The sequence below is a fragment of the Mesorhizobium sp. M2A.F.Ca.ET.043.05.1.1 genome, assembly GCF_003952445.1.
In the GTDB taxonomy this organism is placed as follows: domain Bacteria; phylum Pseudomonadota; class Alphaproteobacteria; order Rhizobiales; family Rhizobiaceae; genus Mesorhizobium.
This window is the reverse complement of record NZ_CP034446.1, coordinates 5,968,173-5,995,169: the sequence shown is the minus strand read 5'-3', so window position 1 is coordinate 5,995,169 and position 26,997 is coordinate 5,968,173. Positions and strand designations below refer to the sequence as shown.

Here is a 26,997-nt window from a genome sequence, read left to right as displayed (position 1 = left end):
ACCTTAAGCCCGGCGCCGGGCCGACTCCGGCTTGATGTGCGCGGCGAGGAATTCCTTCACACGGCGCCCCGGCGCCGGGCCGCGCAACGGCTTGAAGCCGTCGTCGAGCTCGCCTGAAAGATCGAGCGTGGCGCGCTGGCCGACGGCGTCGTAATTCTCTTCCAGCCAGTCGCTGGCAGCACTTCGGCCGAGGTCGCGCAGATAGGCGATGAAAGCCCATTCGGCATTGACCTTGGACGAGGCCGAGAGGTCCTTGAAAGCCTCGTCGGCATCGATGCGGTGCATGCGGATGTCACGATATTCGCCATGCGGCAGCCGTCCGGCCGCGATCAGCTCCTTGACGAAGGCGATCGAACGGAATTCGCGCAGCAGGCCGGCATTGAAGGTGATCTCGTCGATGCGGTTCTGGATCTCGTTGGCGCTTTTCGGCGTGCCTTCGCGCACCACGGGATTGATCTGCACCAGGAGCACGTCCTCGGTAGCCGCCGCCTTGAAGAACGGAAAGAGCGCCGGATTGCCGCCATAGCCGCCATCCCAATAGGGCACGCCCTTGATCTCGACGGCGCGGAACAATTGCGGCAGGCAGGCCGACGCCATCACCGTGTCGAGGTCGATCTCGCCGTCGGAGAAAACCCGCAGCTGTCCGGTCTCGACATTCGTCGCCGAGATGAACAGCTCCATCGACTTGCAGGCGCGCACATTGCCGAAGTCGATCTCCTTCGCCACCACGTCGCGCAGCGGATTGAGGCCGAGCGGATTGGCGACATAGGGCGAGAACACCCGCGACATCGTGTCGAAGAAGAGATAGCCCGGCGTGTTCTCGATCGACCAGTTGCCCCACGCGACATCCCACGGCATGCGCTGCACCGGGCTGAAACGGCCCTTCGAGGCCACCGCCCGCCAGAAATCGTCGAGCTTCTTTCGCGCGCCTTCCACGCCGCCCCGGACAAAACCGTCGGCCAGCGCCACCGCGTTCATGGCGCCGGCGCTGGTGCCGGACACCGCCGCGATCTCCAGCCGCCCGTCCTCGAGCAGACGGTCAAGCACACCCCAGGAGAAGGCGCCGTGCGAGCCGCCGCCCTGGAGGGCGACGTTGATCTTCTTCTTTTCCTCCGCCTTGCCGTTCTTCGCCATGGCGTTCCTTGTCTTGATGCGCTGGCCTGCCCTTGCGTCATGGGGCGAAGCAGCTGCGATCAGTCTATGTTGCAGTGCAGCATATAAGGGCTGACCAAGGCAAGAACACGAACACACAAGCGTGATCACATGAAATTTCGGTCATGAAAGGCTCTCGTCTGATGCCTGACAGATGCTTCCGTTGGCAGATCTCGCAGGTTGAAGATTGGCCGAAACGACCATCGCGTCGTCATCCTAGGGCGAAGCAAGGAGCGAAGCGACGCGGCGCAGACCCTAGGATCCATGCCATGACTTTGAAGCGTTGCAACGGTGCAGAATTCTGCTCCGCTGCGCTCTTCGACTGAGGTTACGGCATGGATCCTAGGGTCTTCGCGACGGAGCTTCGCTCCTGCTACGCCCTAGGATGACGACGTTCGATAGGCTTCGGCCAATTGCGAACGTTGCGAGTGGTCACCGAACGAACGGCAAAATTCAGCATTCCGGCAGGGAACAGAGAAGGCTGTCGCGGAACTGAGCAGCCGCAAGCTCAGGCCACCAAATCTGGCACCGGCCCGACATAGCGCGACTGCGGACGGATCAACCGTCCGGTAGCCTGCTGCTCGCGGGCATGCGCGATCCAGCCGGCGACGCGGCCGGCGGCGAAGACGTTGGAGAATGCTTCTTTCGGGAAGCCGACCGCTTCGAGCAGAAGCGCGGTGTAGAATTCGACATTGGTCTGGATCGAACGCTGCGGCTTGGCGATCCTGAGCACTTCGAGCGCGGCCTGCTCCACCGTCTCGGCAAAGGCCAGCCGGCTGCCCATCTTCTTGCTGCTTGCTTCGTTGCGGGAACCAAGCTGCCGCACCACTGCCTTCAGCGCGTCGGCGCGCGGATCGCGCACGCGGTAGATGCGATGGCCGAAGCCCATGATGCGCTCGCCATGCGCGATCTCGTCGCTGAGCCAGGCGGTCGCATCGCCGCTGGCCTCGATGGCGTCGAGCATCTCGATCACCGGCCCCGGCGCGCCGCCATGCAGCGGGCCCTTCAGCGCGCCGAGCCCGGCCAGGATCGCCGAGGTCAGCCCGGCCTGTGTCGACGCCACCACGCGGGTCGCGAAGGTCGAGGCGTTGAGCCCGTGGTCGCAGACCGTCACCAGGTAGCTGTCCAGCGCCTTGGCGAGCGCCGGCGAGACGGTGCCGGCAAGCATCCGCAGCATATCGCCGGCATGATCGGCTTTTGGGTCGGGAGCGATCGGCGTTTCGCCTCGGCCAAGGCGCAGCAGGGCCGGCGTCAGCACCGCCGGCGCCGCGATCAAGCGCAGCGCGTCGGCAAGTCCGTCGCCGTCCGGCAGGACGGCCATGCCGGCCCGCATGCCGCTGTAGATGTCGAGCGGCGCGAGCTGCGCAAGCAACGGTTTCACACGATCGAATACCTCCACCCGCGCCTTGCCGATCGCCTTCTCCAGTTCGGCATCGCCGGGGAGATCGTCGAAGAAGCCGTCGAACAGCAGCCGCACCACTTGCGCGTAGCGCCAGCGCCCGGCGAGTTCCGCCAGCGAATGTCCCCGTATGGTGAGGTGCCCGCCCGCACCGTCGACATCGGAAAGCACCGTGTCGGCCGCCACAACATCATCGAGCCCATTCGCCATGATCGTCTCCTTGACCTTTTGCGCCTTGCAATTAATGCTGTGCAATCAATGCATCAATCTTGATCAAGATAATCAATATAAGGCGGCAAATGACAGAGTGGCTGACGCGGGAGCAAGCGCTGGAGCGGCTAAACGTCCGGCCGCAGACGCTTTATGCCTATGTCAGCCGTGGTCGCGTCGGCATGAGGCCGGACGACGCCGACCCGCGCCGCAGCCAATACCGCGCCGACGACATCGCAGCACTTGCCACGCGACGCGACCGAGGCAGGAGCCCGCGGGCGATCGCCGAAAGCGCCATCGCCTGGGGCGAGCCGGCCATCGCCACCTCGATCTCGACGGTGCTGCATGGCCGCCTCATCTACCGCGGCAAGGACGCGGTGGAGTTTTCGGCGACGGCGACGCTCGAGGAGACCGCCGGACTGCTGTGGGCCTCCGGCCGTCCGGTGTCCTTCGCATCGCTGACTCCTTCGGCCGCCCGGCAAAGCGGCACGCCGACCGCCTTCGCCCGGCTCTCGGCGCTTGCGGCCGAAGGCTGGCCCTCACTCGGCCGCAGGCCGGCCATGCTGCAGCAGGACGGCGCCGCCGCGACCAGCGCGCTGGCCACCGCGCTCGGCGCGACGCCAGGCTCCGAACCCGTGCATATGCGGCTGGCGCAAGGCTGGTCGGTGGAAGCCGATGGCGCCGACCTCATCCGCAAGGCGCTGGTGCTTTTGGCCGACCACGAGCTCAACGCGTCGACCTTCGCCGCCCGCGTCGCGGCATCGACCGGCGCGCCGATCGCCGCCTGCCTGCTCGCAGGTCTCGCGACGCTCACCGGCCCGCGCCACGGCGGCGCGGGTGCCGCGGCGATCGCGCTGGTCGAGGATGCGGAGCGGCTGGGTCCTGATGAGGCGATCACCCGCTGGCTGGCGCATGACCGGCCGCTGCCCGGCTTCGGCCATCCGCTCTATCCGGAAGGCGACCCGCGCGCCGAGGGCGTCTTCTCCGGCCTCGAGATCGACGAAGGGCTGTCGCGCCTTCGCAAGGGAGTCCTTGCGGCGACCGGCCTACATCCGAACATCGATTTTGCCCTGGCTGCTATAACGCGCAGCCTGCGCCTGCCGGCCGACGCGCCCTTCCGCCTGTTCGCGCTCGGCCGCAGCGTCGGCTGGACGGCGCATGCCATCGAGCAGGTGACCAGCAACAGGCTCATTCGGCCCCGCGCCCGCTATGACGGGCCTATTTGCGCGGGATGAAGGGGACTGATGGTAACATGTAGCGCCTCACAGTCAGGATGAAGCGCGCCAGGTTGTGTTGAGATTCAGGTCAGGCCGAGTCGAAAATAGTGGCTTTCGAGAACCGGAGCGGAGCGTACTTAAAGTACGTGAGCACCGGAAGCGCAGAAAGCCGCTATTTGCAGACCGGCCTCACCTGAATATCAACGCAACCTAAGACATCGTGTCGAGCTTGCGCTGCATTGCCGCAATCTGCGCCTTCAATTCCTGCAGATCGTCGGACTTCTCTTCCTTCTTCGGCGGCTCGGCCGGGGCCGCGGCATTGCTGCCGGCGGGCGGGAACGGCGTGAACATGCGCATGGCGTTCTGGAACATCTCGACATTGCGGCGCGTCTGTTCCTCGAGCGCCTTCATCGGCGTCTTCATCATGTCCATCGGCGTCTTGCCGAAGGCGCCCTTCATCTGCTCGCGAAACCGCTCCTGCTCCTTGGAGAAGGCGATCATCGACTGTTCGAGGAAGCTCGGCACGATCATCTGCATCTGATCGCCGTAGAAGGAGATGAGCTGGCGCAGGAACGGGATCGGCAGCATGTTCTGCCCGTCCTTGTTCTCCAGCTCGAAAATGATCTGCGTCAGCACCGGATGCGTGATGTCGTCGCCGGTCTTGGCGTCCTGTACCGTGAATTCCTCGCCCTTCTTGACCATCTCGGCAAGGTCTTCGAGCGTCACATAGGTGCTCGTGCCGGTGTTGTAGAGCCGGCGATTGGCATACTTCTTGATGACGATCGGGTCGTCTTTTGCGGCCATCCGGATCCTCCCCAGGACACCGGCACCTCTAGGAGTAAGCGGCCGGTAACGATTGCGCCTTCTGTTAAGGATACGCGCAAAAGCGTCACAATTCCAAGTGGTTTGTGCACTGCGGCATCAATTAATGCTGCACAGCCATTGCAAAATCCGCCGCGCGGCCAACGTCACGTTTACCGCGACCGGCGCGTGCTCTGCTTGCCGCGCATGGAGGCCATGCCCATTTCAGGTTTGACTCAGATCATTGAACGGGCAAGAAAAGTCTTCAACGATAGCCTAAAATACGACACCTCGAAGTCTGGAGAAGAAAATGGCCGCTTCCAATTCAATCGTCGTCGCCAGCGCCGCCCGCACCGCGGTCGGCTCCTTCAACGGCAGCTTCGCCGCCACGCCGGCGCATGAGCTAGGCGCCGTGGTCATCAAGGAACTGCTCGCCCGCGCGAGCGTCGAAGCCGCGGAGGTCGACGAGGTCATCCTCGGCCAGGTGCTGACCGCCGCTCAGGGACAGAACCCGGCGCGCCAGGCGTCGATCAATGCCGGCCTGCCGAAGGAAACCACGGCCTGGGGACTGAACCAGGTTTGCGGCTCGGGCCTGCGCGCCATCGCGCTCGGCATGCAGCAGATCGCCGCCGGCGACGCCAAGGTGATCATCGCCGGCGGCCAGGAGTCGATGTCGCTGTCGCCGCATGCCGAGCATCTGCGCGCAGGTGTGAAGATGGGCGACTACAAGATGATCGACACCATGATCAAGGACGGCCTGTGGGACGCTTTCAACGGCTACCACATGGGCAACACCGCCGAGAACGTCGCCCGCCAGTTCCAGATCACCCGCGAAACCCAGGACGAGTTCGCGCTTGCCTCGCAGAACAAGGCCGAGGCCGCGCAGAAGGCCGGCAGGTTCAAGGACGAGATCGTCGCCTTCACCATCAAGGGCAAGAAGGGCGACACCATCGTCGACCAGGACGAATATATCCGCCACGGCGCGACGCTCGACGCCATGACCAAGCTGAGGCCCGCTTTCGACAAGGACGGCACGGTCACCGCCGCGAACGCTTCCGGAATCAATGACGGCGCCGCCGGCGCGCTGCTGATGACCGAGGCCGAGGCTGCCCGGCGCGGCGTCACCCCGCTGGTCCGCATCGCTTCCTGGGCGACCGCCGGCGTCGATCCGGCGATCATGGGCACCGGACCGATTCCCGCCTCGAAGCGGGCGCTGGAGAAGGCCGGCTGGTCCGTCAAGGACCTTGATCTCGTCGAGGCCAACGAGGCCTTCGCCGCGCAGGCCTGCGCCGTCAACCAGGGCATGGGCTGGGACCCCTCGATCGTCAACGTCAATGGCGGCGCCATCGCCATAGGCCATCCGATCGGCGCGTCCGGCGCCCGCATCTTCAACACGCTGGTCTACGAGATGCGCCGCCGCGGCGCGAAGAAAGGCCTTGCCACGCTGTGCATCGGCGGCGGCATGGGCGTCGCCATGTGCGTGGAAGCGATCTGAACAGTCAATAGCGAATAGAGAGTAGCGAATAGGGAAGAAAAAGCGTCGCGGCGGGACATCGCCCCCTACTCGCTATTCGCTACTCCCTATTCGCTCAGTCGATTTCTAAAGGGAGGACCACATGAGCAAGGTAGCAATTGTCACCGGCGGAACGCGCGGCATTGGTGCTGCGATATCGGCCGCCTTGAAGAACGCCGGCTATTCGGTCGCCGCGAACTATGCCGGCAATGACGAGGCGGCCCGGAAATTCAAGGCCGAGACCGGCATCCCGGTCTACAAATGGTCCGTCGCGGACTACGATGCCTGCGCCGCCGGCATCAAGCAGATCGAGGCCGATCTCGGCCCGGTCTCGGTTCTGGTCAACAACGCCGGCATCACCCGCGACGCCATGTTCCACAAGATGACGCCGGCGCAGTGGAAGGAAGTGATCGACACCAACCTCTCCGGCGTCTTCAACATGACGCACCCGCTGTGGAGCGGCATGCGCGACCGCAAGTTCGGCCGCGTCATCACCATTTCCTCGATCAACGGCCAGAAGGGCCAGGCCGGCCAGGCCAATTATTCGGCGTCGAAGGCCGGCGACATCGGCTTCTCCAAGGCTCTTGCCCAGGAAGGCGCCCGCGCCGGCATAACCGTCAACGTGATCTGCCCCGGCTATATCGCGACCGAGATGGTCAAGGCGATCGACGAGAAGGTGCTCAACGAGCGCATCATCCCGCAGATCCCGGTCGGCCGCCTCGGCGAGCCGGAAGAGATCGCGCGCTGCGTCGTCTTCCTGGCCTCCGATGAGGCCGGCTTCATCACCGGCTCGACCATCACCGCCAATGGCGGCCAGTACTTCGCCTGACAGCATTTGGCGCCATGGCGGCTCCTGTTAGCGAGTAGCGAATAAGCGAATAGGGAAGAACGGCGGCGTCAGCGCGGCTCTATCGCTCCAACTTGCCTCAATTCGGGACGCAAAAGTTAACGGCCCGGCCGCGCTCTGTGCACAACCCCTCTGACAAACTGTGAATCCTCGGTGGGCAAGCTGTGGATAACACCATATCTAGGGGTGAACAAACCGGGAAACTTCCTGCATCTCTGATTCGTCTCCGATTCGTTCTGGCTTTGGCCGAGAAGTTAACGGCGGAGGGCGAAAAAATTACCCAAATCGTTAAAAGCGATTAAGAAAAATCAACAAATTCATAACCTTGACCACACGTCTCCAACCGACCGCGACCGTTCACCGGCAAAGGTTAACGGCGACTCGATCCCGGCGGAGGCAAAGCATGAATCGGGCCAGTTTCCCGATTCAGCATGTGGTGAGACTCACCGTCAAAAAATCCACATATAGCCGTGAACAAAACCTGAATCAGAACGAGTCAGCGATTCGTCGCTGATTCGTTCCAGACTCGTTCCAGCCGTTAACGACAGGCGGTTTTGACCGGGTCCGTCGATTCCCGCCTGCCTCAAAGAACATTCCGCTTTCGCTCGGCGTCCTAAATCCCTATGTGTCGGCTGTCACACGCGGCGGCGCCGCCGCGCTTCCGACCAAAAGCATGATCCCGGAAAGTGGGAACCGGTTTTCGGAGAAAGATCATGCTTGAACAATCGAAGCGGCAGAAACACTTATTTCCGAGCCGATGAACATCCAGCCGAAACACTCCCACCCGCTGATCCTTTCGGGCCGCGACGTGACGGCCGTGCTCGGCCCGACCAACACCGGCAAGACCCATCTCGCCATCGAGCGCATGGTTGCGCATGAAACCGGCATCATCGGCCTGCCGCTGAGGCTGCTTGCCCGCGAGGTCTATGCGCGCGTCTGCGAGAAGGTCGGCGCCCATAAGGTGGCGCTGATCACCGGCGAGGAGAAGATCGTCCCTGCCGGCGCGAAATATTCGGTCTGCACCGTCGAGGCAATGCCGCGCGAGACCGACGCCGCCTTCGTCGCCATCGACGAAGTGCAGCTCGCCGGCGATCTTGAGCGCGGCCATATCTTCACCGACCGCATCCTGCATCTGCGCGGCCGCCAGGAGACGCTGCTGCTCGGCGCGGCCACCATGCATGGCATCCTGCAGCGCCTGTTGAAGGGCGTATCGGTGGTGACCCGGCCGCGCCTGTCGCACCTTGCCTATGCCGGCTCGAAGAAGCTGACCCGGCTGCCGCGGCGCACGGCGATCGTCGCCTTCTCGGCCGACGAGGTCTATGCCATCGCCGAGCTGATACGCCGTCAGCAGGGCGGCGCAGCCGTCGTGCTCGGCGCGCTGTCGCCCCGCACCCGAAACGCCCAGGTGGAGATCTTCCAGTCCGGCGACGTCGACTATCTCGTCGCGACCGACGCCATCGGCATGGGCCTGAACCTAGACCTCGAGCACGTCGCCTTCGCCCAGAACCGCAAGTTCGACGGCTACCAATACCGCGACCTGAGCGCGGCCGAGCTCGGCCAGATCGCCGGCCGCGCCGGCCGGCACCTGCGCGACGGCACGTTCGGCGTCACCGGCCAGGTCGACCCGTTCGACGAGGATCTGGTCGCCAAGATCGAGGCGCACGACTTCGACCCGGTGAAGGTGCTGCAATGGCGGACCGCCGATTTCGATTTTTCCAGCCTCGACGCTCTCAAGCGCTCGACCGAGACCAATGCGCCGGTCGAGGGGCTGACCCGCGCGCTGCCGGCTGTCGACGCGCAGGCGCTGGAGCATCTGTCGAAGGACGGCGACATCCGCGCCTTGGCCACCGGCAAGGAGCGTGTCGCGCTGCTCTGGGAAGCCTGCGCGCTCCCCGACTACCGCAAGATCGCGCCGGCCCAGCACGCCGATCTTATCGCCTCCATCTATATGGACCTTGCGCGCCATGGCCATGTCGATGAGAATTACATGGCCGAGCAGGTGCGGCGCGCCGACACGACGGAAGGCGACATCGACACGCTCTCGCACCGGATCGCACAGATCCGCACCTGGACTTTCGTCTCGAACCGCCCCGGATGGCTGGCCGATCAGCTACACTGGCAGGAAAAGACGCGCGAAATCGAAGACAGATTGTCGGATGCGTTGCATGAGCGGTTGACGAAACGCTTCGTAGACCGCAGGACTTCCGTCCTCATGCGGCGCCTTAGAGAAAATACCATGCCTGAAGCCGAAATCAGCCCAACCGGAACCGTCCTCGTCGAAGGTCATCATGTCGGCGAGTTGCAGGGGTTCCGCTTCACCGCCGACCAAAGCGCCGGCGGCGAGGACGCCAAGGCGGTGCGGATCGCCGCCCAGAAGGCGCTCGCGGCCGAGTTCGATGCGCGCGCCGAGCGCTTTGCCGCCTGCGCCAATGGCGACCTGGCCCTGGGCTCCGACGGCGTCCTGCGCTGGATCGGCGCGCCGATCGGCACGCTGGTCGGCGGCGACGAGGCGCTGAAGCCGCGCCTTGTCCTGCTTGCCGACGAACAGCTGACCGGCCCTGCCCGCGACAAGGTCGCGGCGCGCGCCGAGCGTTTCGTCAATTTCCAGATCGAGTCGCTGCTGAAGCCGCTGGTTGATCTGAAGAATGCCGACCAGCTCACCGGCATCGCACGCGGCATCGCGTTCCAGCTGGTCGAGCATTTCGGCCTGATCAATCGCCGCGACATCGCCGAAGAGATGAAGTCGCTCGATCAGGAGGGCCGCGCCGCGCTGCGCCGGCTCGGCGTGCGCTTCGGCGCCTATCATGTCTTCGTGCCGGCGCTGATCAAGCCGGCTCCGGCCGGTCTGGTGACCTTGCTCTGGGCGCTGAAGAACGACGGCAAGGACAAGCCGGGCTTCGGCGACGTGGTGCATGCGCTCGCATCGGGCCGCACCTCGGTCGTCATCGACCCCGCCTTCGACAAGACCTTCTACAAGCTCGCCGGCTATCGCAATCTCGGCCGCCGCGCCGTGCGCGTCGATATCCTCGAGCGGCTTGCCGACCTCATCCGCCCGGCGACCAACTGGAAGCCCGGTCTCGGCCAGCGTCCGGACGGCGCCTATGACGGCCACGCCTTCATGGTGACGCCGCCGATGATGTCGATCCTCGGCGCCACCGCCGACGACATGGAAGAGATCCTGAAAGGTCTCGGCTATCGCTCCGAGGCGAAGCCGGCCGCCGAAGTGAAGGCGAAGCTCGAAGCCCAGGACAATGCCGCCCGCGAGGCGGCGGCGGCGAAGCTAGCGGCGGAAGAAGCGGCGCGTGCCGCGCAGACGACAGAGGCGCAAGCCGCGGTGGCAGAGGCAACAGCAGAGGGCTCGGAGCCGGCAGCCGTCGAAGCTCCGCCTGAAGCCGTCGCGGAAGCGGCGGAACCTGTCGCTGAAGTTCCGGCCGAAGCCAGCTCGGAAGTAGCAGCGGAACCTGCCGTTGAAGAGCCGGCAGAAGTTGCGGCCGAGGTCGCGGAAGAGGTTCCCACTGTGGAAGCCCCCGCTGCAGTGCTTCAGTCGGCCGAAGGCGCCGACGCCCTTACCTCCCCCTCGATGCGGGAGGGTAAGGCCGACGAAACACCGGCCGAAGCTGAAGAACCGAAGCCTGTCCTTCTGTGGCGCCAGGCGCGTTTCGACCATCAGCGCCCGCGCCAGCGTCACGACAACCGTCGCGACAATCGCCAGCGCGGTGACCAGCCGGCGCGGGACAGCCAGACGGGCGCCGCGGGCGGCCAGCCCGGCGACCGGCCGGCCCATGAAGGCCGCCGCGAGCAGCGCGACGGCACCGGCAAGCCGCGCTTCGACCGGTCGAAATTCAAGCCGAGGCCGGATGCGGGCGACCGCCGCGAGGGCGGTGAACGCCGCGAAGGGCGGCCGCAGGGCGATCGCCGGGAGGGCCGGCCTGACTGGAAGGGCAACAGGCAGGAAGGCAAAGGCAACGCTCCGGGCGGCAAGCCGGCCTTCCAGGACAAGCCGCGCGAGGAACGCCCGCAGCGCTTCGATCCGGATTCGCCCTTCGCCAAGCTCGCCGCCCTGCGCGACCAGCTGAAGAAATAACCTCGGTCGGTTGCGATGGTTGGAGAAGGCCGCCAGCGCATCGACAAATGGCTGTTCTTCTCGCGCGCGGTGAAGTCGCGGTCCCTGGCCGCGAAGGTCGTCGTCGCCGGACGCGTCCGCATCAATCGCGACAAAGCAGCGCAGGCCTCCGATCTGGTGAAGCCCGGCGACGTGCTGACCATCACGCTCGAGGGCCGCATCCTGGTCTGGAAAGTGCTGGATTGCGGCACACGGCGCGGGCCGGCCGATGAAGCGCGGTTGCTTTACCAGGACATGTCGCCGGCGCCGACTCCCAAAGGCGGGGCCGTTGCGGACGCCATTCCGGCGCTGCGCGAGGCCGGCAGCGGCCGCCCGACCAAACGCGAGCGCCGGCAGACCGACCGTCTGCTCGGCGACGATTGAAACATAGCCGGCCCAGCGCGTGGCCGGAGAAATTCCGCGAAACTGCGCGGCGATAAGGCTCGGTGACGCCGATCCGCTCTTCCGGCCGGAATTCCTTTCCGGCCCTCCGGCTCCGCCGGCAATCCCTACCCTTGCATGCGGCGGGCAAAGGCGTTACCTCAGCCAAAAAGCCCAACAAAATGGGACGTTCCGGAGCCTGCAATGACCTATGTCGTGACCGACAATTGCATCAAATGCAAATACATGGACTGCATCGAGGTCTGTCCGGTCGACTGTTTCTACGAGGGCGAGAACATGCTCGTCATCCATCCCGACGAGTGCATCGACTGCGGCGTGTGCGAGCCCGAATGCCCGGCGGACGCGATCAAGCCGGACACCGAGGGCGGTCTCGACAAATGGTTGCAGGTCAACGCCGAATACGCCGAGAAGTGGCCCAACATCACGGCCAAGAAAGAACCGCCCGCCGACGCCAAGACCTTCGACGGCGAGACCGGGAAGTTCGAGAAATATTTCTCGGCCGAACCCGGCGAGGGTGACTGAGAAAGAGGCCGATAGCCGTGGCATGACGCGGCGTAACGGGGCCGACACAAATACTGTCTTGACAGGCAGCACTGCCGCTTGGCGTTAGCGAACGCGGCAAAACCTTGATTCTTCCGACTTTTTGTGTTACATAAGCAAAACATGCCGGTGACACGACGTCGATTTATGGCGCTAACGCCCCAAATCACTGAAAGGTGAGCTTTTAATTCCGGACCAGAGCGATCTGGGGCAGGCGGTCGCATTCGTGCGATATGCCGGCCCCCTGCTTTTCCGGTGGGTTCATCCTGTTGCGCGGCTAACGGTCGGCTACCGCCGGCCCCATGGGTTCGCGCCGGCATGATGCCGGCGGCACAACTAAGGAGTTCAGGGCGTAATGGCAACGATCACCCCGCAGAAGAAGTCCACCGCGGCCCGCCACGGGTTCAAGACCGGCGAGTTCATCGTCTATCCGGCGCATGGCGTCGGCCAGATCGTGGCGATCGACGAGCAGGAAGTTGCGGGTCACAAGCTGGAACTGTTCGTCATCGATTTCCAGAAGGACAAGATGCGGCTGAAGGTGCCGGTCGCCAAGGCGACCTCGATCGGCATGCGCAAGCTGTCGGAAGAGGATTATGTCGACCGCGCGCTGAAGGTCGTGCAGGGCCGCGCCCGCATCAAGCGCACCATGTGGTCGCGCCGCGCCCAGGAATATGATGCCAAGATCAATTCCGGCGACCTGATCTCGATCTCGGAAGTCGTCCGCGACCTCTACCGCGCCGACAACCAGCCGGAGCAGTCCTATTCCGAGCGTCAGCTCTATGAAGCCGCGCTCGACCGCATGGCTCGTGAGATCGCCGCGGTGAACCGCATGTCGGAGACCGAGGCGGTGCGTCTCATCGAGGTCAATCTCAACAAGGGCCCGAAGCGCGGCGCCAAGGCCGACAACGAAGAATCCGAACAGGAAGAAGCTGCCTGAGCTTTTTCGCCTGTACGTTACGAAGAACCCGGCCTCGCGCCGGGTTTTTTGTTTCTGAAAGGCCCATCGAAGGTTACGCGCCTCCCCCTTCCTTCTGCGCCTCCTCCTGCCTGAGCGAGGCAATGAAACGTTTCGTCCGCTCGCGCTCCGGATTGTCGAACACGACCGAGGCCGGACCCTTCTCGACGATCGCTCCGGCATCGAGGAAGACGACCTCCTCAGCGATCTTGGAGGCGAGCCTGAGATCATGCGTGGCCATCACCATGGTCGTGCCCTCGCGGGCCAGCTGCCCAAGCACGTCGACCACTTCCTGAGCCAGTTCCGGATCGAGCGCCGAGGTCGGCTCGTCGCACAGCAGCACGCGCGGCGACGGCGCAAGCGCCCGGGCGATCGCCACGCGCTGCTGCTGGCCGCCCGACAGCGTTGCCGGCCAGGCATCGGCCTTGTGCGCCATGCCGACCTTTTCGAGCAGCGCCATCGCTCGCTCGCGCGCCCTCGGCTCGGGCCATTTCAGCACCGTCACCAGCCCTTCCATGACATTCTCGATCGCCGTGCGATGCGGGAAGAGCTGGAAGTTCTGGAACACCATGCCGGTCTGCAGGCGTATGCGCTGGATATCTTTTGCCGGCACCTTGCCGCCCGGATGGAACGCAAGCGTCTCCTCGCCGATGCGCAAGGAGCCGGAAGTCGGGATCTCCAGCAGGTTGATGCAACGCAGGAGCGTGCTCTTGCCCCCGCCGGAAGGGCCGACCAGCGCCGTGACGCTGCCCTCGTCGATGCTGACGGTGACGCCCTTCAGGACAAGATTGTCGCCAAAACGCTTCTCGATATTGGTGAGGCCGATCATGAATTAGCCTCCAGGAAGCCGCCATAGCGGTTGAGCCGCACCTCCAGCCGCGCCTGCAGCGCCGACAGCACCGAGCTCAGCGCGAGATAGAGCGCCGCCGCCTCGACATAGAGGATCAGCGGCTCATAGGTGGTGGCGACGATGCGTTGCGCGGCCTGGAACATCTCGGGCACGGTGATGGCGGCCGCCAGCGAGGTGTCCTTGACCAGCGAGATGAAGGTGTTGGAGAGCGGCGGCACCGCGACGCGACCCGCTTGCGGCAGTATGGTGCGCCGCATCGCCTGGCTCCAGGTCATGCCGATCGAATAGGACGCCTCCCACTGGCCCTTCGGCACCGAGCCGATGACGGCGCGGATGATCTCGGAGGTGTAGGCGCCGATGTTGAGCGTGAAGCCGATCAGCGCCGCGGGAAAGGCATCGAGCAGGATGCCGACGGAGGGCAGGCCGTAGAAGATCAGGAACAGCTGGACGAGCAACGGCGTGCCGCGGAAGATCCAGACATAGAAGCGCACCAGCGCGACCAGCGGCTTGGGGCCGAACAACCGGATCAGCGCCGTCACCAGCCCGGCGATGAGGCCGAGCGCGAACGACAGTAGCGTCAGCGGTACGGTGAAGATCAGCGCCGCCCACAACAGCGTCGGCAGCGATTCCAGCATCAATTGCAGCCAGTGCGGCACGGGGCGCTTCTCCCTTCCAGATACGGCGGCGCGTTCCCCCGTATGAACTGACTATCATGCAAAAACCGGCGAGCCGTCAAAGACGGCCCGCCGGAGTTCAAGCAAAACGACGGCCAGCTTACTGCGAAACGTCCTGGCCAAAATACTTGTCGGCAATCTTCTTGTAGGTGCCGTCGGCCTTGATGTCGGCCAGCGCCTTGTTGATGGCCGCGACCAGTTCCGGATCACCCTTGCGCACGATGACGCCGGAATAGTCGGCATTCTCTTCCTGCGCGGCGATCTTCACATTGGCGTCCGGCTTGTGCTTCTTGAAGTCCAGGAAGGACAGGCTGTCGTTGATGGTGGCGTCCGCACGGCCGGTGAGCAGAAGCTGGATCGACTGGTCGAAGCCGTCGGTGCCGACGAGTTCCGCGCCGTTCTTCTCGGCAAGCTTGCCGAAATTCGAGGTCAGCGACTGCGCCGACTTCTTGCCCTTGAGATCGGCGAAGGTCTTGATGTCGGTGTTGTCGCCGCGCACGATCAGCACCGCCTTCGAGGCGATATAGGGATCGGAGAAATCATACTTGGCCTTGCGCGCTTCGGTGATGCCGACCTCGTTGATGACGGCGTCGTAGCGGTTGGCGTCGAGGCCGGCGATCAGCCCATCCCACTTGCCTTCCAGGAACTCGACCTTGACACCGAGCTTGTCGCCGATGGCCTTGGCGATCTCGACGTCGAAGCCGACCAGCGCGTTGGATTCGTCATGATAGGTGAAGGGCGCATAGGTGCCTTCCGTGCCGACCTTGAGCACGCCGGCCTGCTTGATCTGATCGAGATTGGCGCCGGCATGGCCGGCGGTGACCGCCAGAACCTGCAGCGTTCCGGCGATGAGGAGCGATTTAAGCCATTTCATTTTTCTGTGATCCCGTTTTGACCGGTGCGCCGGTCCGATTGTGAGAGCCGGAAACTGACAGATAGAAGGTCGCAAAATAAGGAACCAGATTTCAAAAAACGGCTTTGCCGGAAATCTGATTCTCAAAATCGTCCGATAATCCGCCAAGCGGCATTTTGGAGGCCGCTAACAGAATGTTCCCGCCGGCAACATTTGCCCCCTCGGGCGGCGGAACCATCCATGCGCCTGACACGTTGCATGGCTGTTGTAGGGCGCGGCGGCGTCTTTTCAACCGTCATGAGCGTAATGACCGCCAACAGGAGCCGGCATGATTGAGGACGCGGCAGGACGGACACTGGTCCGGGCGGCAATGAAGGCTCCCTATCTCGAGCGCGACGAGGAGCATGTTCTTGCGCTCCGCTGGAAGGAAGAGAACGACCAGCACGCGCTGCATCGGATCACCGTCGCCCATATGCGACTGGTCATCTCCATGGCCTCGAAATTCCGCCATTACGGCCTGCCGCTCGGCGATCTGATCCAGGAGGGCCATGTCGGCCTGCTCGAGGCGGCGGCCCGTTTCGAGCCCGCGCGCGAAGTGCGCTTCTCGACCTACGCCACCTGGTGGATCCGCGCCTCGATGCAGGATTACATCCTGCGCAACTGGTCGATCGTGCGCGGCGGCACCAGCTCTGCGCAGAAGGCGCTGTTCTTCAATCTGAGGCGCTTGCGCGCACGGCTGGCCAACGGCGCCGAGCCGCTCTCCAATGCCACGCTCTACCGTGAGGTCTCGGCGGCGCTCGGCGTTCCCGAAGCGGACGTGGCGATGATGGATTCACGCCTGTCCTCCCCAGACAGCTCGCTCAACGCACCGCTTGCCGACGAAAACGGCGCTGCCGAGCGGATGGATTTCCTGGTCTCCGAAGACCCGCTGCCTGACGAGATCGTCGGCGAAAGAATCGACGTCCAGCGCCGCGCCCTCTGGCTGAAGAGCGCGCTTGGCGCGCTCAACGCCCGCGAGCTTCGCATCATCGAGGAGCGCAGGCTGAGCGATGACGGCGCCACGCTGGAATCGCTTGGCGAACAGCTCGGCATCTCCAAGGAGCGCGTCCGCCAGATCGAGGCGCGCGCCATGGAAAAGCTGAAGCTGGCGCTGGTGAAGCAGAACCCGGAATTTCTGGCGGAGGCCGCCTGAAAGTTAACGTATATAAAAACTAAGGATAACTAATTTATTAAATAAGAATATATCGCCAACGGCGTAATTCTCCTTTGATAATACTCCTTGGATTGTGAGGTCTTTAACAGACCATTGCATCGCAATTGGCCTCTTGAAGCCTCCAGATCACAACGGATGGGGGATTTGCCATGTTGCGATGCTGCATGCTCCTTGCGACCTTGGTTCTCGTCGCTTTCACGACGCTGGACGCCCGTGCCGACCGAAGGGTCGCCTTTGTCGTCGGCAATTCCGCGTACCAGACAATCCCAGCCCTCAAGAACCCTGACAAGGACGCCGCGGACGTTTCGAGCACCTTCCGGCAAGCCGGCTTCGAGGTGTTCGCGGCCAAGGACCTCACCAGGCTCCAGTTCGAAGAGAAGTTCCGCAACTATCTCGCTGCCGCCGACGGCGCCGATCTTGCCGTCGTCTATTATTCCGGCCACGGCTTTCAGGTCGGCGGAGAGAATTTCCTGATCCCGGTCGATGCATCGCTCAAGGATGCGGCCGACATGGAGGTCCAGGCCATCAAGGTCGATGACATATTGCGGCAACTGCGCTCGAGATCGAAGGTTCAGATGATCATCCTCGATGCCTGCCGCAACGATCCTTTCCCGCGCAAGGACTATTGGCTGCGCGACCAGCTGATCGTCGCCGGCGACAGTGGGCTTGCGCAGGTGACAGGCTCGCAGAACACGTTGATTGCTTTCGCCACCGAGCCGGGCGCCGTCGCCTATGACGGCTCAGGCGACCTCAGCCCGTTTTCATCGGCCTTCTCGCGCCGCGCGCTGGCGCCGAACCAGGAGATACGCTCGGTCCTGGCCGCCGTGCGCCGCGACGTGGTCAAGGCGACCAACGGCAAGCAGGTTCCCTGGGAGAATTCGTCGCTGCTCGACGATGTGGTGCTGATGCGCGGCCCGGAGCAGCCAGCGCCATCGTCACCCGACGCGCAGCAGGATCAGGAGATGGCGGAGCGCGGGATCCAGGTCGCCGCTGCCGCCGAAGCGATCGACAATCGCGGCATCAGTGTCCCGGTCGGCGTCGGCCCGGTTCCGCTGAAGCTGGATTTCACTGCCAAGGATGCCGGGGGCAGCCTCATGCTTGCGAGCTACCCGGCGACCGGGACGCTGTCCCTGCCCGATCGCGTGCTTTCACCGCAATCGAGCCTGATGGCCGCCGAGATCGACAAATTGCGTTACGAGCCGCAGATCGGCTCGGCCGCTCCAGTCCAGGTCGGCTTCGAGATCCGCGTCGGCAACGCCGCGAAACAAGCCACGGTGAAACTGTCGCCGAACGTCGACCCCTGTGACCAGGCCGCCGGCGAGCCGCTCGACCTGCAGGGCGTCGTCTCGGGCCGCTTGCCGAACGAGATCGGCGGCAGCGCTGTCGAGGCCTGCGAGGCGGCGGTGAAATCCTATCCCGACATTGCGCGCTTCCGTTATGAGCTTGGGCGGGCGCTGCTGGCGTCGGGCAGGATCGAGGAAGCCAGGCAGGCGATCCAGGAGGCCGCGGACAAGGGGCACGTTCGCGCCGTTTACCAACTCGGCTACATCGCCGCGTCCGGAATGGGGGCGGCTCCGGATCTGACCAAAGCCAACAGCCTCTATGCGCAGGCTTCGGACAAGGGAGACCCCTATGCCATGACTACCCTGGGGCGCGCCTTGTTCGATGGTGTCGGCGTTCAGCGAGATGCCGGCAAGGGACTGGACCTTTTGCTCCAGGCGGCGGCCATGGGGCATGTCGATGCCATGAAGGATCTTGCAGTGATCTTCAAGGACGGCCGCAATGGCGTGCCGGCGGACGAGGCCCGGGCCTTGGCTTTCCTGAAAGCCGGCATTGACCGACAAGAGGCTTATTCGATGGCCATTCTCGGTCTCTCGCCCAAGCGAAGCGAGATGTCGATCGCGGTGTGCAAGCCCAAGGTGGTGACGAAGGTGGTCACGAAGATAAAGGTGATCCGCACCCCCGCGCCAAAAGCCCCGCCGCCAGAGATTACCACGCCAAAGGCGCCTCTGGTGCCAATTGACCCAGTGCCTTGGCGCGGCAATGGCGGCGACAACGATCACTCGCCGCCCGGACGCGGCAGCGGCGACAGCAACAATGGTTGATGGCATCGGCGGTGGTGGCGGTGCCACCATCGCCGACCACCAATAAACCAGGCGCAAGCGGTAATGGACCGACCTGAAAGCGACCCGGGCGATAGCGGTTTTCTGGCCGCTCTGGCCTACTTGTCGGTGACGATCTTGACCTTGTCGCCGGCTGATACGCTGGCGCCCGGCGACATGGCGTTGAGCACCCGGAACAGGTCGAGCTTGCGGTCGACGCCGACCATCTGCGCGGCGAGCGAGCCCATGGTCTGGCCGGCCTGAACGGTGACGACACGGATGTGCAGCGGCTTCAGCGCCGCCTTCTCGGCCGGGGTGAGCACGCGGAAAGAGCCGCTGACCGAGCGCGCGACCGGGTCCAGCGACGCGCTGGCCGAGGGCGCCGCCGTCAGCAGCCTGTAGACCTGCCCGCCGGCGCGGATCACCGCGATGTCGAACTGCCAGCCCTGAGCGTTGGCATGCGCCATCGCCGCCTCATTGCCGTTGATCGTCTCCTGGCGCACGCTGGCGTCTTCGAGTCCCGCCACCCAGCCGCTGCGGATGTAATCCGTGAGCGACACCGACTTGTCGATCGCCACGCCGTCGAAACGGATGGCGATGTCGCCCGGCCCGGTCGCGGTGACGGCGGCCGCGGAATTGTCGATGACGAAACCGTCCGGCACGGTGAAGGAGACACCGAGATTAGGGTGCATGAAGGTCTGGCCGCGCACATAGCCTTCTTCCGGCGTGTCGCCGTAAAGCAGGCCGTCAATGCCCGCGAGGAATGCGTCGCGGTCGCGCGTGCCGACCCCGGGCGGGCCGAAATTGCGCGCAAGGCGCTGCGCCAGCTCGATGCGTTGCGGCGTGTTGGGGTGCGTCGCCAGGAAGTCGAGGCTGGCGTCGGTGGCGCCGCTGACCGAGCGGAAATCGGTATAGGCCGACATCGACTGCAGGAAGCGGCCAGCCGCGTAAGGATCGTAGCCCGCCTCGCCGATCGACTTGATGCCGATGGCGTCGGCCTGCAGTTCCTGGTTGCGCGAGAACTGCGCGAGCCTGAGTTTTCCGCGGATCAGCGCCGCCTTGGCGGTCGGGCTGTCGCCGAGCACGTCCGACACCACCTTGGTCGCCAAGCCTTCCTCGGCTTCGAGCTGCTGCCGCTGCAGCCCGTGATTCGCAGTGACGTGGCCCATCTCATGCGCGATGACGGCGGCAAGCTCGGAGGAATCATTGGCCAGCGCTAAAAGGCCGCGCGTCACATAGAGATAGCCGCCCGGCAGCGCGAAGGCGTTGACGTTGGGCGAGTTGAGGATGGTGATGCGATAGGTCTGGGTCGGGTTGGCCGACACCACGGTCAGATTGCCGACGACCTTGGCCACCATGCGTTCCAGCTTCGGATCGGAATATTCGCCGCCATAGGTGGCGAGAATGCGCGGATGCTGCGCTTTCGCCATTTCCGCGAGTTTGGCGTTGGCGACGACATTGTCGACGGTGATCGGCTTGTCAGAGGGCTGGAAGCCGCTCTCCTGCACGTCCGGCGGCGTGAACATCTGACAACTCGCCAGCACGGCAACGCTTGCCAGCGCGAAAAATCGTGCAAGCGGCCTCATCCACACTTTCTCAGCGCCGGTCGACAGATCGGCTTCCTTTCGCAATCTTTCGGCAAATCACGGCCCGCCGGACCGCATGACTGGACCTAGCCACACTCCCCCGGACAAGGCAAGCAAACGCCGGATCACCCGTTACTGGTTTGGCCGCAAATTATGTCCGCTTCCGGGCAATGTGTTGTGATCCGGCAACGCTGCCGCCTCGATCGCCGATATAGCGCCGGAACGCATCCGGTCCAGACCGATCGAAGAAATCGTCAGCCGGCCCGGTGGCCGCGATCCTGCCCTCATCGAGAAATGCCACGTCCTGGCCGATGCGAAGCGCATCTTCCGGCTGATGGGTGACGAACAGCACCGTCATCTTGCGCTCGGCATGGATGCCGGCGAGAAGGTCGAGCATGTCCTCGCGCAGCGCCGGGCCGAGCGACGCGAAAGGTTCGTCGAGCAGCAATACGGGCCGGTCACGCAGCAGCACCCGCGCCAGCGCGACGCGCTGCCGCTCGCCGCCTGAGAGCTCGCGCGGCAGCCGCTTTTCCTTGCCGGCCAGGCCAACCCGCGCCAGCGCCTCGGCGACGGCGGCGCGATCGCCATCGCCGAGCTTCAGCGACGGCGAGCGGCCGAGCCCGACATTGGCCTCGACCGTAAGATGCGCGAACAGATTGTTTTCCTGGAACACCATCGACACCGGTCGCGCCGAGGGCGGCGTGGCGCCGATCTTGATGCCGCCGATCAGCACCTTGCCGCTATCGGGTATTTCGAAGCCGGCTATCAGATTGAGCAGCGTCGATTTGCCGGAGCCGCTCGGCCCCATGATGGCGGTGATCCTGCCCGCCGCGAACTCGGCATTGAAGCGGAAGGACGATTCGCCATAGCTGAACGACACGTCTTCGAGTGTGACGGTCAGCGCCTTCCCTGCCGCGATGCTGTTGTGCGTCGATGTCATGCCCTTGCTTCCCGCCCCAGCCAATCGGCGGCGACGACCAGCATCAGGCAAACGAGGCCGAGCAGCAAGGCGAGCCCCGCCGCGTCGGCGGTCCGGTAGCTGCCCATGCGCGCAAGCAGAAGATAGGGCAAGGTCTGCACGGAATCGCTGCCGAACAGCGCGATCACGCCGAGATCGCCGAGCGACAGCGCCATGGCGAAAGCGAAGCCGGTGGCCAAGGGCCGCCTGAGCGACGGCCAGTCGATCAGGCTGAGCCTGGTCCAGCCGGATATGCCGAGCGCCAGGCAAAGCCGCTCATGGCGTTCGCTCGCCGCGTCATAGGCTGGGCGAATGGCACGGATGGCGAAGGGCATCGCCATCACCGCGTTGACGGCGACGACCATCACCGGCGCGACGGCAAAGACATCGGTGATGTTGCGCAGCGCCAGGAACCAGCCGGCGCCAAGCACGATCGGCGGCACGACGAGCACGAAGCCGGCGCCGGTGTCGGCGGCATGCTTGAGCAGCGACATGGCGCTGCCGGCACGGCGACGCAAAGCCAATGCGCGCCGTGCCGCGATCAATGACAGCGACAGCGACACGCTGAGCAGCGCCGCGATCAAGGCGAGGCCGGCGCTGGTGAGCGTCGCGCGGCGCACCGCTTCCTCGCCCGCCAATCGGCCGAGATCGGCCTGAAGGCCCGAAACCACCGTCGCCGCCATCGGTCCGGCGACGAACAGCAGGGCGAGCGCGATGAGGCCGGCATTTAGAGCGCTCTCCATCCGGCCCGCCGAAAGATAGCGGCGCGGCGCCACCGGCAGATTGGCGTCGCCGACCGTGTTGGCGCCAAGCCGCGTGAGCGCTGCGACCACGACGAAGGTGAGCGCGATCTGCAGCAGCGTCAGCACCACCGCGCGGGCCGGATCGAAATCGAAGCGCAGAGCCTGGTAGATGGCGACCTCGAGCGTTGTCGCCGCTGGACCGCCGCCCAGCGTCAGCACGATGGTGAAGGACGTGATGCAGAGCATGAAGACCAGCCCGGCGACGCCTGGCATGGCCGCGCGCAGCACTGGCCATTCGAGCAGCCGGAAGGCCGGCCGGGCGCTCATGCCGAGCTGGCTCGCCAGCCGCCACTGGTCGGCGGGAATGGTGCCCAGCGCCTCGAGGAACAAGCGCGTCGCCAGAGGCAGGTTGAAGAAGACATGCGCGACCAGGATGCCGGAAAGGCCATAGATGCCGGGCCACTCTCCGCCGCCGAGCCCGGCGAAGACGCCGGCAAAGTACCCGGCGCGGCCGTAAAGCGCCAATATGCCTAGCGCGGCGACGATCGCGGGCAACGCCAGCGGGACGGTGAACAGCTGCAGAATCAGGCGGCGACCTGGGAAGTGCGGATGCCTTGAAAGCGCGCGCGCCACCAGGAGCGCCGGCGCGACCGAGAGCAGCGTCGAGAGGGCCGCCTGCCACAGCGTGAAGCGGGCGACGCGGAGGAGGTAGCCGTCGAAGGCGGCTGCAGCGCCGGAGAGGTCGTGCGCGCCTTCGAGGATGAGGCCAGCGAAGGCGCCGCCGATGAGCGCGGCGATGGCCGCCAGAGCGATGACGCCGGCGGAGACGCGGGAGTCACGCGCGGGGTGCACGCGGCACCATGCGGGCTTCAGCTAGGCAACGCCGCGTTCCTTCGCGCCCCCCTCTGTCCTGCCGGACATCTCCCCCTCTAGGGGGGAGATTGGCAGTGTCGACGCCCCGCTCGATCCTGCAACGTCGGAGATTGGCGAAAGCCGGCGTGACAGCCGATCTCCCCCCTTGAGGGGGAGATGTCCGGCAGGACAGAGAGGGGGCCCTTGGCGCAAGCATCGCAGCCTACTTGCTCATCACCGCCAGCCACTCATCCACCCAGGCCTTGCGGTTGGCCGCGACCTCCGCCGGGCTGAACAGCAGGGTCTTGGTCGGCTTGACCAGTTTGTCGAAGGCCGGGTTGAGCGGCTTGTCGGTCTTGCCGGCCGGGAACATCCAGTTGGTTTCCGGGATGACGTCCTGGAATTTCGGTCCGGTCATGAAGGCGATGAATTTTTGCGCCAGCGGGTTCTTGGCACCCGTCGTGGTGATGCCGGCGACCTCGATCTGCAGGTACTCGCCTTCCTCGAAGGACGCCGCCTGATAGCGCTCAGTGTTCTCGGCCACCATGTGATAGGCCGGCGAGGTCGTGTAGGAGAGCACCATCGGCGCCTCGCCCTTGGTGAACAGGCCATAGGCCTCGCTCCAGCCCGGCGTCACCGTCAGCACTTTCGTCTTGAGCTTGGCCCAGGCCTCCGGCGCCTTGTCGCCATAGACGGACTTCACCCACAAGAGCAGCCCGAGGCCGGGCGTCGAGGTGCGCGGATCCTGGATGACGATCTTGTCGTTGCCGCTGCCTTCCACCAGGTCCTTGAGGCTCTTCGGCGGGACTTTTAGCTTCTGCGTGTCATAGACGACGGCGAAGTAGCCGTAGTCGAACGGCACGAAAGTGTCGTCGCTCCAGCCGCCCGGCACGTTGATGCCCGAGACGTCGCCATGCGGCGCGAATAGGCCGCTCGCCTTGGCGTCCGCGGTCAGGTTGGTGTCGAGGCCGAGCACGATGTCGGCCTTGATGCCGGCGCCTTCCAGTTTGACGCGGTTGAGCAGGGCGACGCCGTCGGCCACCGAGACGAATTCGAGGTCGCAGCCGCACTCGGCTTCGAATTCCTTCTTCACCGCCGGGCCAGGCCCCCAATCGGCGGTGAAGCTTTCATAGGTGTAGACGGTGAGCTTGTCCTTCGCGGCGGCGGGCACAACGCCAGCCAGAAGCGATAAAAGACCGGTTGCGAGAATAAGCTTGGACAGTATCGCGCGCATCGGCGCCTCCTTCGTTCGAGTGACAAGGAATTGAGGCGCCGGATGGTCCGAAACGTCTAATCCCTCCGCCGGTACAAACCGGATCAGGTTCAGCGGGTTGGCTTGCTTGCCTCTCAGCCGGATAATGTCCGGCACCCCGTTAGAGCGCCTCGACAGATAGGCCCGGCCGAAGCGGCGCGCAAGCGGAAGTTTGCCGAGCAGCTAATGTTCCGGGGCAGGAACCGAAGCGCGACGCATCCGGCTTCCGTTTCACTTGGAGGGCTGGTAAGGGCGACGGCCATGGGCACATTCACCATCCTGCTGGGCGGCGAGCTTATCCGCACGCCCCGGCTCGAACGCCAGATCGCTGGTTCGCGCGTCATCGCCGCCGATGCCGGCATTGGCCATGCCCGCATGCTGGGCCTTGTCCCCGAGCTCTGGGTCGGCGATTTCGACTCGGTGCCGGCCAACCTGCCCGAAGATCTGGCCTCCGTCCCACGAAAAATCTTCCCGGCCGAGAAGGACATGACCGATGGCGAGCTCGCAATAGCGGAAGCGCTCCAGCGCGGCGCCACCAGCCTCGTGCTTGCCGGCGCCTTCGGCGGCAAGCGCGCCGACCATGCCTCCCTGCATCTGGCGCTCGCCGTGCGGCTGGCAGAAGCGGGCACGACCGTGTTGCTGACGAGCGGCGCGCAGGAAGGCGTTCCCATCCTGCCTGGCAAAGCCAGTTTCGACTATGCGGACAGCACCCTGTTTTCGGTGCTCGGCTTCTCCGACCTGTTCGGCCTGACGGTTACCGGCGCCAAATGGCCGCTCGACCGCGTCGAGGTGACGTTCGGCTCCTCGCTCACTATATCAAACGAGGTCAAAGGGCAGCTTGGCATCGCATTGGAGCGCGGCCGGGCGCTGCTTCTGGCCCACCCCTATCCTCTTCCCGAAAGCTGACATTCCAGACATGGCGCCGCCACTTCTCAACCTCGACGGCATTAGACTGACCTTCGGCGGCACCCCGCTGCTCGACGGCGCGGCGCTCAGCGCATCCGCCGGCGAGAAGATTGCGCTGGTCGGTCGCAACGGCTCGGGTAAGTCGACCCTGCTCAAGATCGCCGCCGGCATGATCGAGCCGCAGGACGGCGAAGTGTTCCGCCAACCCTCGGCGACCGTTCGTTATCTGCCGCAGATGCCGGATATGGACGGCTTCGCTACTGTGCGCGCCTATGTCGAGGCCGGCCTCGGCCCGGCCGACGATCCACATCGCGCCACCTATCTGATGGAGCATCTCGGCCTCACCGGCGAGGAGAAGCCGGGCGACCTCTCCGGCGGCGAGGCGCGGCGCGCCGCGCTTGCGCGCATCATGGCGCCAGAGCCCGACATCCTTCTGCTCGACGAGCCGACCAACCATCTCGATCTTTCCGTGATCGAATGGCTGGAAGAGGAGCTTGCCCGCACCTCTTCGGCCGTGATCCTGATCTCGCACGATCGCCGTTTCCTCGAACGCGTCACCCGCGCAACCGTCTGGCTTGATCGCGGCCAGACGCGGCGGCTGGACAAGGGCTTTGCCCATTTCGAGGAATGGCGCGACCAGGTGCTGGAGGAGGAAGAGCGCGAGCAGCACAAGCTCGGCCGCCAGATCGTGCGCGAGGAGCATTGGTTGCGCTACGGCGTGACCGCCAGGCGCAAGCGCAACATGCGCCGCCTCGGCGAATTGCAGACGATGCGCCAGCGTTTCCGCAGCCATCGCGGCGCCGAAGGCACCGCCACCATGGTGGCGAGCGACGCCGCCGAATCCGGCAAGCTGGTGATCGAGGCCAAGGGCATCGACAAGAGCTTTGGCGACCTCACCGTGGTCAAGGGTTTCTCGACCCGCATCCAGCGCGGCGACCGCGTCGGCCTGGTCGGCCCCAACGGCGCCGGCAAGACGACGCTTTTGAAGATGCTGACCGGCGAGCTCGCGCCGGATGCCGGCAGCGTGCGGCTCGGCGTCAACCTGGAGATCGCCACACTCGACCAGAAGCGCGAGGCCGTCGACCCGGCCGAGACCCTGGCGCATTACCTTACCGATGGGCGCGGCGAGAACCTGCTGGTCAATGGCGAGCAGCGCCACGTCGTCTCCTACATGAAGGATTTCCTGTTCAAGCCGGAGCAGGCGCGCACGCCGGTGCGCGAGCTTTCCGGCGGCGAGCGCGCGCGCCTTCTTCTGGCCCGCGTGCTGGCGCGCCCGGCGAATCTTCTGGTGCTTGACGAGCCGACCAACGACCTCGACATGGAGACGCTGGAGTTGCTGCAGGAGCTGGTCGCGGGCTTTGCCGGAACTGTCATCCTGGTCAGCCACGACCGCGATTTCCTCGACCGCACCGTCACCAGCGTGATCGCGCCGGAGGGCAACGGCCACTGGATCGAATATGCCGGCGGCTATTCAGACATGCTGGCGCAGCGCGGCGGCTCGAAGCTGCAAGACCGCAAGGCCAGGTCTAAGGCCGAGACCGCCGAGGCTTCGCCGAAAGCCGAACAAGCCGCACCCAAAGGCCCGGCGAAAAAGCTCTCGTTCAAGCAGAAGTTCGCGCTGGATTCCCTGCCGAAGAAGATCGAAGCGGTGACAGCCTCGATCGCCAGGCTGGAGAACAACATCGCCGACCCCGCCTTCTACGAACGCGACCCCGTCTCGTTCCAGAAGACCATCGCCGCGCTCGACAAGGAGCGCACCACGCTCGCCGCGCTCGAGGAGGAGTGGCTCGAGCTGGAGATGCTGCGTGAGGAGATGGAGGGATAGCACCCCTCATTGCGCTGACGCACCGATGCGCATAAAGTATGCGCA

At 64.7% G+C, this 26,997-nt stretch carries 21 protein-coding genes and 1 riboswitch; of the genes, 11 read left to right on the top strand and 10 right to left on the bottom strand.

Features of this window, described 5'->3' with window-relative positions:
- Positions 1–3: 3 nt before the first annotated feature.
- Positions 4–1,134, bottom strand: coding sequence for a patatin-like phospholipase family protein (locus EJ069_RS28835; protein ID WP_126064033.1), 1,131 nt, complete (start codon positions 1,132–1,134; stop codon positions 4–6).
- Positions 1,135–1,660: 526 nt separating this feature from the next.
- Positions 1,661–2,761, bottom strand: coding sequence for a citrate synthase/methylcitrate synthase (locus EJ069_RS28825; protein ID WP_126064032.1), 1,101 nt, complete (start codon positions 2,759–2,761; stop codon positions 1,661–1,663).
- An 89-nt stretch (positions 2,762–2,850) separates the two neighbouring features.
- On the opposite strand from EJ069_RS28825, the gene EJ069_RS28820 reads away from it, so the two are divergent.
- Positions 2,851–3,996, top strand: a complete 1,146-nt coding sequence (locus tag EJ069_RS28820; RefSeq protein ID WP_126064031.1) for a citrate synthase — start codon at positions 2,851–2,853, stop codon at positions 3,994–3,996.
- A gap of 192 nt (positions 3,997–4,188) precedes the next feature.
- Here the strand turns inward: EJ069_RS28820 and phaR are convergent, their stop codons facing one another.
- On the bottom strand, positions 4,189–4,782 hold the full coding sequence (phaR, locus tag EJ069_RS28815; protein WP_126064030.1) for a polyhydroxyalkanoate synthesis repressor PhaR: 594 nt from the start codon (positions 4,780–4,782) through the stop codon (positions 4,189–4,191).
- 307 nt (positions 4,783–5,089) lie between these two features.
- Between phaR and EJ069_RS28810 the strand changes: the two genes are divergently transcribed.
- The 6 genes from EJ069_RS28810 to EJ069_RS28785 all read left to right on the top strand — a co-directional run bounded on the left by EJ069_RS28810 (position 5,090) and on the right by EJ069_RS28785 (position 13,120).
- Complete coding sequence (locus EJ069_RS28810) at positions 5,090–6,274, top strand: acetyl-CoA C-acetyltransferase (protein ID WP_126064029.1); 1,185 nt, start codon at positions 5,090–5,092, stop codon at positions 6,272–6,274.
- A gap of 121 nt (positions 6,275–6,395) precedes the next feature.
- On the top strand, positions 6,396–7,121 hold the full coding sequence (gene phbB / locus EJ069_RS28805; protein WP_126064028.1) for an acetoacetyl-CoA reductase: 726 nt from the start codon (positions 6,396–6,398) through the stop codon (positions 7,119–7,121).
- Positions 7,122–7,896: 775 nt separating this feature from the next.
- Entirely contained in the window at positions 7,897–11,223 is a 3,327-nt protein-coding gene (locus EJ069_RS28800) for a helicase-related protein (protein WP_126064027.1), read from the top strand.
- Positions 11,224–11,238: 15 nt separating this feature from the next.
- Complete coding sequence (locus tag EJ069_RS28795) at positions 11,239–11,625, top strand: RNA-binding S4 domain-containing protein (RefSeq protein ID WP_126064026.1); 387 nt, start codon at positions 11,239–11,241, stop codon at positions 11,623–11,625.
- Between the two features lie 201 nt (positions 11,626–11,826).
- Positions 11,827–12,165 carry a ferredoxin FdxA gene (gene fdxA / locus EJ069_RS28790; RefSeq protein WP_041004757.1) on the top strand — a complete coding sequence of 113 codons (339 nt, stop codon included), beginning with the start codon at positions 11,827–11,829 and terminating at the stop codon, positions 12,163–12,165.
- Positions 12,166–12,538: 373 nt separating this feature from the next.
- Positions 12,539–13,120, top strand: a complete 582-nt coding sequence (locus EJ069_RS28785; protein WP_095816705.1) for a CarD family transcriptional regulator — start codon at positions 12,539–12,541, stop codon at positions 13,118–13,120.
- 73 nt (positions 13,121–13,193) lie between these two features.
- Here EJ069_RS28785 and EJ069_RS28780 read toward each other — a convergent pair whose 3' ends face one another.
- From EJ069_RS28780 to EJ069_RS28770, 3 genes are all read right to left on the bottom strand, one after another.
- A complete protein-coding gene (locus tag EJ069_RS28780; RefSeq protein ID WP_126064025.1) occupies positions 13,194–13,967 on the bottom strand; it encodes an amino acid ABC transporter ATP-binding protein in 774 nt (257 codons plus the stop codon).
- Positions 13,964–14,644: an ABC transporter permease subunit gene (locus tag EJ069_RS28775; protein WP_126064024.1), complete on the bottom strand. Its 681-nt coding sequence runs from the start codon at positions 14,642–14,644 to the stop codon at positions 13,964–13,966. Before EJ069_RS28775 ends, EJ069_RS28780 begins: the two co-directional genes overlap by 4 nt.
- A 118-nt stretch (positions 14,645–14,762) precedes the next feature.
- Positions 14,763–15,536, bottom strand: a complete 774-nt coding sequence (locus EJ069_RS28770) for an amino acid ABC transporter substrate-binding protein (protein WP_126064023.1) — start codon at positions 15,534–15,536, stop codon at positions 14,763–14,765.
- A 307-nt stretch (positions 15,537–15,843) separates the two neighbouring features.
- On the opposite strand from EJ069_RS28770, the gene EJ069_RS28765 reads away from it, so the two are divergent.
- Positions 15,844–16,707: an RNA polymerase factor sigma-32 gene (locus tag EJ069_RS28765; protein ID WP_126064022.1), complete on the top strand. Its 864-nt coding sequence runs from the start codon at positions 15,844–15,846 to the stop codon at positions 16,705–16,707.
- A gap of 185 nt (positions 16,708–16,892) precedes the next feature.
- The gene (locus tag EJ069_RS28760; protein ID WP_245456350.1) at positions 16,893–18,833 is read left to right on the top strand and encodes a caspase family protein; all 1,941 of its coding nucleotides are present in this window, start codon (positions 16,893–16,895) and stop codon (positions 18,831–18,833) included.
- A 116-nt stretch (positions 18,834–18,949) separates the two neighbouring features.
- Here EJ069_RS28760 and EJ069_RS28755 read toward each other — a convergent pair whose 3' ends face one another.
- The 4 genes from EJ069_RS28755 to thiB form a co-directional block, all read right to left on the bottom strand.
- The gene (locus tag EJ069_RS28755) at positions 18,950–20,416 is read right to left on the bottom strand and encodes a M48 family metalloprotease (protein ID WP_126064020.1); all 1,467 of its coding nucleotides are present in this window, start codon (positions 20,414–20,416) and stop codon (positions 18,950–18,952) included.
- 151 nt (positions 20,417–20,567) lie between these two features.
- Positions 20,568–21,356 carry a thiamine ABC transporter ATP-binding protein gene (gene thiQ, locus EJ069_RS28750; RefSeq protein ID WP_126064019.1) on the bottom strand — a complete coding sequence of 263 codons (789 nt, stop codon included), beginning with the start codon at positions 21,354–21,356 and terminating at the stop codon, positions 20,568–20,570.
- Complete coding sequence (thiP, locus tag EJ069_RS28745; RefSeq protein WP_126064018.1) at positions 21,353–22,969, bottom strand: thiamine/thiamine pyrophosphate ABC transporter permease; 1,617 nt, start codon at positions 22,967–22,969, stop codon at positions 21,353–21,355. Before thiP ends, thiQ begins: the two co-directional genes overlap by 4 nt.
- Before the next feature lie 223 nt (positions 22,970–23,192).
- The gene (gene thiB / locus EJ069_RS28735) at positions 23,193–24,203 is read right to left on the bottom strand and encodes a thiamine ABC transporter substrate binding subunit (protein WP_126064017.1); all 1,011 of its coding nucleotides are present in this window, start codon (positions 24,201–24,203) and stop codon (positions 23,193–23,195) included.
- A gap of 43 nt (positions 24,204–24,246) precedes the next feature.
- Positions 24,247–24,352: riboswitch (TPP riboswitch) on the bottom strand.
- 130 nt (positions 24,353–24,482) lie between these two features.
- On the opposite strand from thiB, the gene EJ069_RS28730 reads away from it, so the two are divergent.
- Positions 24,483–25,127: a thiamine diphosphokinase gene (locus EJ069_RS28730; RefSeq protein ID WP_126064016.1), complete on the top strand. Its 645-nt coding sequence runs from the start codon at positions 24,483–24,485 to the stop codon at positions 25,125–25,127.
- A 10-nt stretch (positions 25,128–25,137) separates the two neighbouring features.
- Complete coding sequence (locus tag EJ069_RS28725; RefSeq protein ID WP_126064015.1) at positions 25,138–26,952, top strand: ABC-F family ATP-binding cassette domain-containing protein; 1,815 nt, start codon at positions 25,138–25,140, stop codon at positions 26,950–26,952.
- The last annotated feature ends 45 nt before the right edge of the window (positions 26,953–26,997 follow it).